General features: G+C 51.0%; 11 protein-coding genes. 10 read left to right on the top strand and 1 reads right to left on the bottom strand.

Annotated elements, in window-relative coordinates:
- Window positions 1–35 precede the first annotated feature (35 nt).
- The 8 genes from hydF to RHOM_RS04620 all read left to right on the top strand — a co-directional run bounded on the left by hydF (window position 36) and on the right by RHOM_RS04620 (window position 10,107).
- Window positions 36–1,259, top strand: coding sequence for a [FeFe] hydrogenase H-cluster maturation GTPase HydF (gene hydF / locus RHOM_RS04585; RefSeq protein WP_044024850.1), 1,224 nt, complete (start codon window positions 36–38; stop codon window positions 1,257–1,259).
- 89 nt (window positions 1,260–1,348) lie between these two features.
- Window positions 1,349–1,798, top strand: coding sequence for a hypothetical protein (locus RHOM_RS04590; protein WP_014079103.1), 450 nt, complete (start codon window positions 1,349–1,351; stop codon window positions 1,796–1,798).
- Window positions 1,799–1,959: 161 nt separating this feature from the next.
- Window positions 1,960–2,565 carry a cytidylate kinase-like family protein gene (locus RHOM_RS04595; protein ID WP_014079104.1) on the top strand — a complete coding sequence of 202 codons (606 nt, stop codon included), beginning with the start codon at window positions 1,960–1,962 and terminating at the stop codon, window positions 2,563–2,565.
- Window positions 2,566–2,644: 79 nt separating this feature from the next.
- Window positions 2,645–4,012, top strand: coding sequence for an alanine/glycine:cation symporter family protein (locus RHOM_RS04600; protein WP_044024851.1), 1,368 nt, complete (start codon window positions 2,645–2,647; stop codon window positions 4,010–4,012).
- 86 nt (window positions 4,013–4,098) lie between these two features.
- Window positions 4,099–5,607: a methyl-accepting chemotaxis protein gene (locus RHOM_RS04605; protein WP_014079106.1), complete on the top strand. Its 1,509-nt coding sequence runs from the start codon at window positions 4,099–4,101 to the stop codon at window positions 5,605–5,607.
- 63 nt (window positions 5,608–5,670) lie between these two features.
- A complete protein-coding gene (locus tag RHOM_RS04610) occupies window positions 5,671–6,543 on the top strand; it encodes a DUF368 domain-containing protein (protein ID WP_014079107.1) in 873 nt (290 codons plus the stop codon).
- A gap of 16 nt (window positions 6,544–6,559) precedes the next feature.
- Window positions 6,560–8,350 carry an ABC transporter ATP-binding protein gene (locus RHOM_RS04615; protein ID WP_014079108.1) on the top strand — a complete coding sequence of 597 codons (1,791 nt, stop codon included), beginning with the start codon at window positions 6,560–6,562 and terminating at the stop codon, window positions 8,348–8,350.
- Window positions 8,347–10,107 carry an ABC transporter ATP-binding protein gene (locus tag RHOM_RS04620; protein ID WP_014079109.1) on the top strand — a complete coding sequence of 587 codons (1,761 nt, stop codon included), beginning with the start codon at window positions 8,347–8,349 and terminating at the stop codon, window positions 10,105–10,107. The genes RHOM_RS04615 and RHOM_RS04620 overlap by 4 nt, the downstream gene beginning before the upstream one ends.
- A gap of 562 nt (window positions 10,108–10,669) precedes the next feature.
- Here RHOM_RS04620 and RHOM_RS04625 read toward each other — a convergent pair.
- Complete coding sequence (locus RHOM_RS04625) at window positions 10,670–11,374, bottom strand: FadR/GntR family transcriptional regulator (RefSeq protein ID WP_014079110.1); 705 nt, start codon at window positions 11,372–11,374, stop codon at window positions 10,670–10,672.
- A gap of 209 nt (window positions 11,375–11,583) precedes the next feature.
- Between RHOM_RS04625 and RHOM_RS04630 the strand changes: the two genes are divergently transcribed.
- On the top strand, window positions 11,584–12,939 hold the full coding sequence (locus RHOM_RS04630) for a hypothetical protein (RefSeq protein ID WP_014079111.1): 1,356 nt from the start codon (window positions 11,584–11,586) through the stop codon (window positions 12,937–12,939).
- Complete coding sequence (locus tag RHOM_RS04635) at window positions 12,932–13,597, top strand: DUF6320 domain-containing protein (RefSeq protein WP_014079112.1); 666 nt, start codon at window positions 12,932–12,934, stop codon at window positions 13,595–13,597. Before RHOM_RS04630 ends, RHOM_RS04635 begins: the two co-directional genes overlap by 8 nt.
- Window positions 13,598–13,613: the final 16 nt, after the last annotated feature.

The raw sequence follows: 13,613 nt of genomic DNA on the forward strand, positions 1-13,613 counted from the left end.
GGGGAAATTCGTATGCAGGAAGGAAAAAGAAAGTTATGGCAGTGACATTGAATGAGACGCCGGGCAGCAGCCGTCTGCACATAGGAATATTTGGAAAAACAAACAGCGGGAAATCCGCACTCATCAACGCTTTTACCGGACAGGAGGTATCCATTGTCGCCAATGTGGCGGGAACGACGACCGACCCGGTCTACAAGGCGATGGAGGTACATCCGCTCGGCCCGTGCATTATCATAGATACGGCAGGATTTGGCGACGAGAGCGAACTGGGCAAAAGCCGCATGGAAAAGACACGTCTCGCAGCGGAAAAGACGGATATTGCGCTGCTCCTTGTGGCGGGGAATGGTGACGCGGCGCTTGATGAGGAAGAAATGCACTGGTACCGCTTTTTGAAAGAGCACGGGACGCCGGTACTTTTCGTCGTGGGGAAAACGGACATCCGGTCGGACGCACAGGTGGATAAACTGGCAGCCGCCATCCGGGGGAAGACCGGTGAGGAGGCATATCCGGTCAGCGCCAAGACGGGAGAGGGCATGGAGGCATTAAAAGAAGCATTGATCCGCAAACTGCCGGAGAATTACGGCAGCCGCCTCATCACCGGGACACTGGTCGGCCGGGAGGATCTGGTGCTTCTCGTGATGCCGCAGGATATCCAGGCACCCAGGGGAAGGCTGATTCTGCCGCAGGTACAGACCCTGCGCGAACTTCTCGATAAGAAATGCCTGGTCATGAGTGTGACGACCGACCAGCTGATCCCGGCGCTTGCGGTATTAAAAAAAGCACCGAAGCTTATCATTACCGACTCCCAGGTATTTGGCTATGTCTACGAAAACAAACCGGCGGAGAGCATGCTTACGTCCTTTTCCGTGCTGTTTGCAGCGTATAAGGGAGATCTGCCGTACTATGTGGAGGGTGCGAGGCATATCGACGCGCTGAACGCCCATTCCAGGGTATTGATCGCGGAGTGCTGTACCCATGCACCGCTGAAGGAGGATATCGGAAGAGAAAAGATTCCGCGGATGTTGAGAAAACGCTTCGGTGAGTCGGTTGCTGTGGATATTGTGAGCGGGACGGACTTCCCAAAAGATCTCTCCGGCTACGATCTCATCATCCAGTGCGGTGCGTGCATGTTTAACCGCAAATATGTGATGTCGCGGATTGAGCGCGCCAGAGAGCAGGGCGTTCCGATGACGAACTACGGCGTGACGATCGCGCATCTGACGGGGATTCTCGATAAGATTTCCATGCCGGAGACATAGACAATGTTACTCTTTTTGGTGGAAAAAACGGGGACGGCTCTGTATAATAGGGGAGGAGAAATAACAGGGAAGAGATACGGAGGAACACTATGAAATATACGACAACGGATGAACTGGAACATTTTTCTTTCACGGAGGCTTACATTGCCGACGTGCAGGTGACGGGCGGATTTTTCCATATGACACTATCAAACGTGACGATACTGCCGGAGAATTCCTGCAACAGGGATATCCGCGAGATGCGCGCGAACGATCTGGTGTTAAAGATCGAGGAGCCGGTGATCCGGTCCCTGGTGCGGGAGGGATACAAGGTCTACGATGCCAACGGCATACTGATGCGAACCTGCGAGGATGAGATGGTCAATGAGGCGGCGTGGAACGAGACGATCCGCTCCTTTGCGGACGGCACACTCTATGCGTTAAAGCGGGACGGGGAGAACTATATATTTGAGATCGATGCGCCCGATGAGGAGGAGTATGTGCTTGCGGTGTCCGGCACACACAATACGGCATCCTGGGACCGTTTCTTGAATAAGTAAGTGCCGGGAAGAAAAGGCGTCAGGGAGGCAAACAGACGCAGATGATGCGGCAGGGATCGGCTATTATCTGCGGCGGCAGCTTTTGCAGTTGCGAACCGCAGGAAGAAATGCTATAGTTTTAGATAGAAAAACAAACCCCACACAGGGGAAAGGAGATACCAATGTCTAGGATTATAACGATTGGACGAGAATTTGGCAGCGGCGGACGTGAGATCGGAAAGAGATTGTCCGATGAGCTGGGAATTGCTTATTACGATAATGAGATCATCAGTCAGATTGCAGACCGTACGAAGCTGGCGGAGGGCTATGTGCAGCATGTGATGGAGAACGGTCCGTCGACGTTGTATCCGATTACGATCGGGAGAAGCTTTTACATGGGAGTTGATCCAATCATGGAGCAGAATAATGCGATCTACCGTGAGCAGAGCCGCCTGATTCAGGAATTTGCGGAGAAGTCCGATTGTGTCATCGTCGGAAGAAGCGCCGATTATATTTTGCGCGAGAAGCATCCGTTCCGCCTGTTTGTCTATGCGGAGATGGAGCACAAGATGGAACGCTGCAAGAAGCGCGCGCCGGAGAGCGAGCACTTTACGGACAAGGAATTAAAGCGCCATATTTTAGACGTGGATAAGCGCAGGGCGCGTTACTATCAGTTCTTTACCGGACAGACCTGGGGAGACCGTCTCAACTATGATCTGTGTATCAATACTTCCAACTATGACATCAAGGAGCTGGTACATGCAATCGCACATCTGGTAGAAGCATAGAACAATCGAATGCATGGGAAAAACAGATTCCCCATATACTTTACAGATATTTGTGATGCAGGGTATATGGGGAATTTTTATGGCATTATTGCAGCATGCGGTGGCGGTGGCGCGGGAATATCTGTGGGGATTTCCCATGCTTGCGCTCTTATTCGGAACACATCTATATTTCACATTTCACCTGGGCTTCATCCAGAAAAAAATCCCGTTGGGAATCCGGTTGTCACTGACCGGAACGAAGAATCAGGAAAAGGATCAGGTAACACCGTATTCGGCGCTGGCGACGGCACTTGCAGCGACGATCGGTACGGGTAACATTGTGGGAATTTCCACAGCCATTGCCATCGGCGGACCGGGAGCGGTATTCTGGTGCTGGCTGACCGGGGTATTTGGGATTGCGACCTGCTATGCGGAATGTTATCTCTCTATAAGATACCGGGTGCGCAGGACAGACAGTACGTTTGCCGGCGGACCGATGTATATTTTGGATCGGCGTCTGAAAAAAAGAAAACTGGCAGCGGCGTTTGCTGTATGTACGCTGCTGGCATCGTTTGGTATCGGAAGCAGCGTACAGTCATACTCCATACGCACGGCGCTCCAGCATCAGATTACCGTGTCGCCGCATCTGGTCGGAATGGCGGTCGGGGGGCTTGCAGGGATTATTATCATCGGGGGAAACAGCCAGATTGCAAAGGTGTGTATGTGGCTCGTCCCGCTGATGAGCGCTTTTTATGTGGGCGGCTGTCTCTATATTATAGGAAGAAACAGGGCGGTGCTGCCGGAGACGTTAGCGCTGATTCTCTCATCCGCCGTCTGCCCGAAGGCGGTGGCGGGCGGCTGCACCGGCGGAGCGCTGCTTCTTGGCATCCAGACAGGAGTCTCCCGGGGATTGTTTACCAATGAAGCAGGGCTTGGCTCGATTCCGATGGTCGCGGCGACGGCAGCATCCTCCTCTGACAGCCCGAAGGAGGCGGCTGTGCGGCAGGCGTTAATCTCCATGACAGGACCGTTCTGGGACACGGTGGTATTATGTGCGATCACGGGAATTGCGGCGGTCGGCAGCATGGTAAGCCATCCGCAGGAATACCGGGGAGTGGCACCGGAAAATATGTGTTTTGTGGCATTCCGGGAATTGCCCGTCGGCGGTGAGTGGATGCTCTCGATCTCTCTGACGCTGTTCGCGTTTGCCACGATCATCGGCTGGAACGTGTACGGAACCTGCGCGGTGCGCTACCTGTGGGGCGAGGCGGGGGTGCGTGTCTACCAGGTGGCGTACATGTTTTTCGCTTATCTGGGAGCGGTGCTTTCCATGGAGCTTGTGTGGGGGATATCGGATCTGCTGAATTCCCTGATGGCTCTGCCGAATCTGCTCTGTCTGTGGATGCTGCGAGGCGAAATTGCCACAGACTGTGGAAAAGGGACAGATAAAACATCAAAAAAGAAATAAAAATTGAAAAAATATTATTCATGCCGGATAAAGTATGATATATTGAAATGGTATATGGAGTTATCGAAAGAAGAAAGGTGAAAGTTATGGAGAAAAAGGAACAGAAGCATTTGTATGCAGATACTGTGGAACAGAATAAACGTGCCAATCATTTCCTGGCTATCGGATATATCGTGTTTTATCTCTGTGTGCTTTGTGTGGTAGGAATTGCCTGCCTCAGAGGAATCCGCACAGTTGGATATACCGTTATGATCGCGGTATTGATTATTCTGGCAACAGCGGGAACACTCGTGTTGTACCAGCGGAGAAAAGATGATCCGAAGATCCGCTATATTGCGACGGTCGGGCTGCTTGTCATTACGTTTGTGATGGGATGGGCGTTTGACAATTATTATGTGCGTTTTATGGCTGCAATTCCGTTGGTTGCATGTATTCTGTTTTACGATAAAAAGTTTGCCGCCTTTTCCGGGATTGCTGTATCGGCGGTGAATCTTCTTGTGACGGCGTCAAAGACGCTGGCGCTTCACACATACCAGGGCGAGAATGCACTGGATCAGTGGTGTGCGACGCTGGCAATTATACTTATGATGGTAGTGGTTTATCTGACAGTATCCGTGGCGTACCAGTTCAACCGCGATACGATTGGCAGCCTGACAGAAAAGGAAGCAGCACAGCGCCAGATGGTGGACGATATCATTGCGGTTGCAGATCAGGTGCGCAAGGGAACAGAGAATGCGATGAATATTGTCAATGAACTGAATAGTTCCACCGAGGTAGTCAACGGTGCCATGAAGGATATTTCGGACAGTACACAGAGTACCGCCGAGAATATCCAGACGCAGACCGAGATGACGCAGAATATTCAGGACTCCATCGGAACGACGTTAGAGCGTTCGGAGAAGATGGTACAGGTGGCGAAGCAGTCCGGAGAGCTGAATGAGAAGAGTTCCAGAATCATGGATGATCTGAAGAAGCAGTCCGCAGTTATTGCACAGACAAACTCCGAGGTGGCTTCCTCTATGAGAGAACTCCAGGATCGTACAAGCGCTGTCAAAAGTATTGCAGATACCATTTTTTCTATTTCCAGTCAGACCAACCTTCTGGCGCTCAACGCATCGATCGAGAGTGCGAGAGCAGGCGAGGCGGGACGAGGTTTTGCGGTGGTTGCAGACGAGATCCGTCAGCTGGCGGAGAAGACCAGGCAGGAGACGGAGAATATTGCCAACATTTTAGAGCAGCTGTCTGAAAATGCCCAGACGGCGGCGGATGCGGTGGAGCGTTCTGTGACGGCGGCGGGTGCGCAGGATGAGATGATTGCGCAGGCATCCGAGAGCTTTGGCGCCATGAACCAGAATGTCAATGAGCTTGTGACGGACATCGGTGAGATCGACACTATGTTAAACAACCTCTCCAAGGCGAACAATCAGATCGTGGAGAACATCATGCAGCTCTCCGCAACGACGGAGGAAGTTACAGCTTCTTCTGTGCAGGCGGCGGATCTCAGTGTTAAGAATCTCGGCAATGCGGAAAATACCAAGGATCTGCTTCACAGTGTGTTAGACGAGTCGCACAAGCTGGAGCAGTATATCCACTAATTGGACAGATTTTGACCTGTAGTGAATAAAATAGAAAAATAACAGAAAAATGAGGTATAAAGGATGTATTTAGTGCAGTTTATCAGAGGATTTTGCATGGCACTGGCAGACAGTGTACCTGGCGTATCCGGCGGAACCGTCGCTTTCCTGTTGGGTTTTTATGACCAGTTTATTGATTCTATCGACGATCTGATAACCGGAAGCAGGGAGAAAAAGAAAGCAGCTCTGTTCTTCCTGATTAAGCTTGGAACCGGCTGGGTCTGTGGAATGATTCTCGCCATCCTGATTCTTGCGAGCGTGTTTGACGCTCATATCTATGCAATCAGTTCCCTGTTTATCGGATTTATTATTTTTGCCATTCCGATTATCTTTAGGGAAGAAAAGAACTGCCTTGCGGCAAAAAAATCTGCCATTCCGTTTGTGCTGATTGGCGTTGCAATCGTGACCGCGATTACTTACTTTAATCCGAGCAGCGGCGGAGAGGGTGTCAGCCTGGAGCATCTGACGCCGGGGCTTGCCCTGTTTGTATTCCTTGCCGGAATGATTGCCATCTGTGCGATGGTGCTGCCGGGAATTTCGGGCTCGACGCTTCTTTTAATCATGGGACTGTATCTGCCGGTGGTGACTGCCATCAAAGATATTCTTCATCTGAATTTTGCTGCATTTCCGACGGTGTTTATTTTCGGATGCGGCGTTCTCGTCGGTATTTTTGGTGTGGTAAAGCTGATCCGCAAGGCGTTAGATCATTTCCGGGCACAGACGATCTATCTGATCATCGGTCTGATGTTAGGATCAATCTACGCGGTTGTCATGGGACCGACCACGTTGGAGGTACCGCAGCCGGCAATGACGCTTCATGATTTTAACATCCTGTTTTTCGTGATCGGCGGTGCGCTGATTATCGGACTTCAGAAAATGAAAGATTTAAAAGCATAGGACACGAAGGAGTATCATGAAAAAGTTATTGCAGTATTTGGGAAACTATAAAAAAGAAAGTATTTTAGGACCGCTTTTTAAGCTCCTGGAAGCTTCATTTGAATTGATTGTCCCGCTTGTCATGGCGGCAATCATCGATACCGGGGTGGCAAATGCCGATCGTCCATATATTATGAAGATGAGTCTGGTACTGTTTCTCCTGGCGCTGATCGGATTGACCTGTGCCATCACGGCGCAGTATTTTGCGGCGAAAGCGGCGGTTGGCTGTGCGACAGGATTAAGACATGCTCTGTTTGAACATATTGAGACGCTGTCATTTACCGAGATGGATACCGTCGGAACGTCGACGTTAATTACAAGAATGACAAGTGATGTTAATCAGGTGCAGAACGGGGTGAACCTCGTTCTGCGCCTGTTCTTGCGTTCGCCGTTTATCGTGTTTGGAGCGATGGTCATGGCATTCACGATTGATGTGAAAGCGGCGCTCGTGTTCGTTGTGACCATTCCGCTGCTGTCGGTGGTTGTGTTTGGCATCATGCTGGTCAGTATTCCGCTGTACAAAAAAGTACAGGCGGCACTCGATAAAGTGCTGGGCATCACAAGAGAGAACCTGACCGGAAGCAGAGTCATCCGTGCATTCAACAAGGAGCAGGATGAGATTGCACAGTTCCACGAAGACAATGAGGCGCTGACAAAGATCCAGCTCTATGTCGGCAAGATCTCGGCGCTCATGAATCCGCTTACCTATATTATCATCAACGGAGCGATCGTCGTTCTGGTATGGGTAGGAGCGATCCGCGTGGACAATGGCAACATTACGCAGGGACAGGTTGTGGCGCTGGTGAGCTACATGTCCCAGATCTTAGTGGAGTTAATCAAGCTGGCCAACCTGATTATCAACATCAACAAATCCATTGCCTGCATGAACCGTATCGAGACTGTGCTTGACATGGAATCGTCGATCACGGAGCATCCAGTAGCGGAGACGGGAAGTCTCACTTCGGATGGAGCAGGCAGGGAAGGAAAAGAGACAATCCCGGCGGAGAATGCCGTCGTATTTTCCAAGGTTGGTCTTACTTATGCGGGCGCATCGGAAGAAGCGCTCTCCGACATTGATTTTACGGTCAGACGCGGAGAGACCATCGGTATTATCGGAGGAACCGGTTCTGGAAAATCTTCGGTCGTGAATCTGATTCCGCGGTTTTACGATGCGACCAGAGGAGAGGTTCTCGTCGACGGGAAGAATGTGCGGGATTATACATTGGAGGAACTCAGGGCGAAGGTCGGTGTTGTTCTGCAGAAGGCGGTTCTCTTTAAGGGAACCATCCGTGAGAACTTAAGCTGGGGCAATTCGGACGCCACGGACGAGGAGATGTATGAGGCGCTTGAGACTGCACAGGCAAGGGAGTTTGTGGATGCCAAGGAAGGCGGACTTTCCTATGAGATCGAGCAGGGCGGCAGAAACCTTTCTGGCGGACAGAGACAGCGCCTTACGATTGCGCGTGCGCTCGTGAAGAAGCCGCAGATTCTCATTATGGACGACAGCGCATCCGCGCTTGATTTCGCGACGGACGCGGCGCTTCGGAAAGCCATCGCACATATGGACGGGCAGATGACGGTATTTATCGTATCGCAGCGTGCGGCGTCCATCATGCAGGCGGACAAGATCGTAGTGCTGGACGATGGAGAGATTGTAGGACTTGGAACACACGAGGATCTGCTTAAGGACTGCGAGGTATACCGCGAGATTTACGAGTCGCAGTTTAAGCGGACAGAAGAACAGCAGGCGGGAGAGGCGAAAAGATGAAAAAAGTGGTAAATGAAAATCAAAAATCAACGCTGCGCAAGGTTCTGCGATACATCAGACGATACTGGGGATACCTGGGAGCATCGATCATTCTCGCGGCGGTGACGGTGGCGCTTACCCTGTATCTTCCGATTCTGATCGGTCAGGCGGTCGACCGGATCGTGGGAAAGGGAGCCGTTGACTTTGCCGGGATCTTTGTGATTCTCAGAAAGATGGCGGTCATCATCGGACTGACGGCAGTGGCACAGTGGGTGATGAATGCCTGCAACAATAAAATTACCTACAATGTGATCCGGGATATCCGGACAGAGGCGTTCGAGAAGATTGAAAAGCTTCCTCTGAAATATCTGGACGCTCATTCATACGGAGAGATCGTAAGCCGTGTGATCGCGGATGTTGATCAGTTCGCAGACGGACTTCTGATGGGATTTACCCAGTTCTTTACCGGTATTGTGACCATCTTCGGAACGTTGATTTTCATGCTGACGATCAGCGTGCGGATCACGGTGGCAGTCGTGGTAATCACGCCGGTTTCACTCTTTGTGGCAAGCTTCATTGCGAAAAAGACATTTTCCATGTTCAAGCTGCAGTCAGAGACGAGGGGAGAACAGACGGCGTTTATTGAGGAGATGGTCGGCAACCAGAAAGTGGTGCAGGCATTTTCACATGAAGATGAGGCGCTTGAGAAGTTTGATGAGATCAATGAAAGACTGCAGAAGTATTCTCTGCGGGCGATTTTCTTTTCGAGTATTACCAACCCGTCGACGCGTTTTGTCAACAGCCTTGTCTATGCAACGGTAGGAGTTGTCGGAGCTTTTTCGGCGATTGCCGGAGGGATCAGTGTCGGACAGCTGTCGAGTCTTTTGTCCTACGCGAACCAGTATACGAAGCCGTTCAACGAGATTTCGGGCGTCATCACGGAGCTTCAGAATGCGCTTGCGTGTGCGGGCAGAGTGATAGAGCTGATTGAGGAGGATGCCGAGGTGCCGGATGCCGAGGACGCGGTAGATTTAGAGCATGCAAACGGTAAGGTCGAGCTTTCACATGTCTATTTTTCCTATGTGCCGGAGCAGAAGCTGATTGAGGACTTTAATCTGTCGGTGAAGCCGGGACAGCGAGTGGCGATCGTGGGACCGACCGGATGCGGCAAGACAACGTTGATCAATCTGCTGATGCGCTTCTATGATATGAACAGTGGCACAATCAAAGTCAGCGATATTCCGCTGCAGCAGCTGACACGCAAGAGTCTCCGGGACAACTACGGTATGGTGCTGCAGGAGACCTGGCTTCGGAGCGGAAGCATCCGGGACAACATTGCGATGGGAAAACCGGACGCCACGGACGAGGAGATCATTGCGGCCGCAAAGGCATCCCATGCACACGGCTTTATCAAGCGTCTGCCGGAGGGATATGACACCGTGATCGCAGAGGATGGCGGCAACCTGTCACAGGGACAGAAGCAGCTGTTATGCATTGCAAGAGTCATGCTGTGCCTGCCTCCGATGCTGATTCTTGATGAGGCGACATCCTCGATTGATACGCGTACTGAGATCAAGATTCAGAATGCGTTTGCAAAGATGATGCAGGGACGCACCAGTTTTATCGTGGCACACCGTCTCTCGACGATCCGCGAGGCGGACATCATTCTGGTCATGAAGGATGGAAGCATCATTGAGCAGGGAAATCACGAGGAACTTCTGGAAAAGAACGGATTCTATGCGAAGCTGTATAACAGCCAGTTTGCAAAGACGTCATAGATTAGTGTGACGTGCTAAGTAATAGGATAAGAGGCATATCCAACCGATTTCAGGCGGAAATGCAGATGGAACATTCGTTGAAAAAAATGCGTGCATTTCTTCCGACCGGATTTTTGCATCGGATTCCGTGTCTCTTCTACGTTTTGACAATCCACGGAATGTGTCCGACAAACCGCAGACAATGAGCGGACTTTCTGGTGTCCCTAAGGGCACCTCTTCACAGACAATATAAAACCGCGCGAACCGAACTCGCCGGCATCTGCTATTGAAAACAGGGCAGATGCCGGCTCAGACAGCGGCTTCGCGCGGTTATGTTATGTTTAGAGGTGCCCATAAGGGACACACAAAAAAGTCCTAAAATTGTCTGCGGATTGCGGACACATTCTGTGGAGTGCTCAAAACTTGGAAAAACACGGATCATCGCAGATGCAAAAACCGGTTGTTTAGAAATGCCACATTTTTTGATCCGAATTTCCAGATGCATTCCGCCTGAAATGGAAAGGAATGATTCTCCCTTCAATTACTTAGCACGTCAAAAATTTATTCTGACCGGAAGCGGTGCCTACATATAGATCTGGCGGCAGCCGTCAATACTTTCGTTGGTGGAGTCCGTGATATAGCGGATGGCGGCGTCTTTGTCGCGGTCCCGCACGTGAATGAAAATCTGCTCCGCGCTCTCAGCGAGCGCCGCTGCGCCGTACTTGCTGGCGAAGCGCACCCACAGGTTTGTCACCAGATCCTTGAAGGAGGCGAAAAACAGCGGGAGCAGCGAATTGCCGCCGATGAAGGAAAGCTCGTGGCTGAAGTCAAAGATCAGCGATGCAGCCTCCTCAGGATCTTCGCATGCCTTTAAGGCGGTCACATACTGCTCGAGCCCGGCGATGGACGCGTCATCCGCATTGTCGATGGCGAGCGTGGCGGCAAGATTCATGAACATGATGCGGACTTCCAGAATGGAGCGCACTTCCTTGTCGCGGAGCATACCGCCGTTGTACTGCATGATGGAGACTAGGGTGTCTGCGGTACCGTATTTGCGGTAGTCGGCAACGAAGGTGCCGATTCGTGGTTTGACCACAAGAAATCCCTTTTTCTCCATCTCGTCCAGACCGGAATTGACGACGGCGCGCGATACCTGCATGGACTCGGCAAGCTCGCGCTCAGGCGGAAGTTTTGCGCCTATCTCAAGCTTTCCGGATAATATCATTCCCTCTAATTCTGCAACAAAAAGCTCCTTTAAAGAAGGAGCACTTAATTTCTTAAACAACATAATGTGAGCCTCTCTTTTCTGGTATATCCAAATACCACACAGATATTTTAGAAAAAAAACGAATAAAATGCAAGAGATAAAGTCTGAAATTTTTAGAAAGAATGGCGGGCGTGGGTGTCATGGACAAACAATAGGAAGTATGATAAGATTGGAACTACGGGTAAGACAGAATTGCAACAGAATCTATACAGGAAAAGAGCATTTAATATATGAAGAAAAAGGATCAGGTAACAGCGGCCGAAGAGCAGAAGGAAGCTGTCCAGGTAAAAGGGAAAAAACGCCGTGCAAGAGAGGCACAGAGGGAGATCCGCTGGGACCGTCTGGACAATACGGCGCATTTGTTTCCGGTGATAGCCGGGGAGAGCATGAGCAATGTATACCGCATCAGCGTGACGCTCACGGAGCTGGTGGACCGTGAATTGCTGCAGCAGGCACTGGATATGGTGCTGCCGAAGTTTGATGGGTTTAATCTGCGGCTGCGCCAGGGCGTGTTCTGGTATTATTTTGAGGAAAACGGCAAGCCGGCACCGCGTGTGCGGGAGGAAAGTGCGTTTCCGTGCCGCTATATCCGGCAGAATAAGAACCACAGTTATATGTTCCGCGTAACCTATTATAAATACCGCATCAATCTCGAAGTATTTCATGTGCTCACCGACGGTATGGGTGGCATCAATTTTCTCAAGGAGCTGACCTATCAGTATCTGCGGCTGGCACATCCGAAGCTGCGCGAAAAGGTGGGAGATTCCTTGAGCAGTGATACCTCGTTGAACCGTGAGGACAGCTTCCTCAAGAATTACAAGCACAGCTCCCAGAAGGGGTATCAGACGAAGCGGGCATATCTTTTAAAGGGAGAAAAGCTGCCGCCGGGAGAGTTCGGCGTCATGCACGGCTACATGAAGATCCCGGAGTTGAAGAAAGTCTGCCATGCGTACGGAGTCAGCATCAATGAGTATCTGGTGGCGGTATATGTCTGGAGCGTCTACACGGAGTGCATGCACGGGATGCCTTCCGAACGTCCGGTTCGTGTTGCGGTGCCGGTCAATCTGCGCCCTTATTTTAATTCGATCACGACGAAGAATTTCTTTGTGATGGTGTCGGCAGAATTTCATCCGACAAAGGAGATCTATACATTTGAGGAAGTGCTAAAAAGTGTCAGTGAGAGCCTGCGCAGCCAGATCAGCCGGGAGAATCTGGAGAAGCTTTTTTCCTACAATGTCTCCAATGAGAAGCTTCTTGCAGCGCGTATCGTACCGCTGTTTTTGAAAAATCTGGCGATGCGCTATGTATACACAACCTCTGCGCTTGCAAACACAGCGACGGTGACCAATATCGGGAATATCTCCGTAAGCGAGGAGTATCGTCCTTATGTGGAGATGTTCCATGCGTTTCTTGCCATGTCCAAAGGGCAGCACTTAAAGGGAACGATCTGTTCCTACGGGGATACGCTGGTATTCAGTTTCAGTTATGATCTGACCGACACGTCGGTGCAGAGAGGTTTTTTCAGAAAAATCGCGGCAGACGGGATTGCGGTTGAGATAGAGACGAATGGAGTAAATTATGAGTAGATGCAAGCAATGTAATGTGGAAATATTAGACGAGACGGAGCGCTGTCCGCTTTGCCATTCGGTGCTGGAGAAGACGGTTGAGGTGGAAAACATGTATCCGAATGTGCGGACGATGACGAGGCGTCTGGCGTTGCTTAGCCGCATCTATCTGTTCGTGGCGATTCTTGTGGAGGCGCTTTTGATCTATCTGAATGTACTCAGCGACTCGGAGATGTTCTGGAGTGCGATTCCGGGGCTGGCGATGTTGTACGGCTATCTGGTGCTGCGCTATGCCATATTGGGAAAATCCGGCTACAAGGGCAAGATCATCGTGTTGACGCTGATCGCCATCCTGATGGTTGTGGCGATTGACTTCGTGGTGGGGTACCGCGGCTGGTCTGTCAACTATGCGCTTCCATCCGCCATTCTTTTAGTGGATGCGGGAATTCTCATTCTGATGTGCATCAACCGGCGCAACTGGCAGAGCTACATGATGTGGCAGATTTTTATGATTCTCTGCAGCGTTGTCCCGCTGGTCTTGTATGCGGTGGGGATCGTGACGGCGCCGCTTCTTGCCTTGCTGGCGTTTGCATTTTCTACGGCACTGTTTTTGGGTACGCTGATCATAGGAGACCGGAGGGCAAGGACGGAACTGCGGCGAAGATTTCATGTCCGCTGACGCGGCTGTTTTGCTG

Source organism: Roseburia hominis A2-183 (assembly GCF_000225345.1).
GTDB classification, from domain to species: Bacteria; Bacillota; Clostridia; order Lachnospirales; family Lachnospiraceae; genus Roseburia; species Roseburia hominis.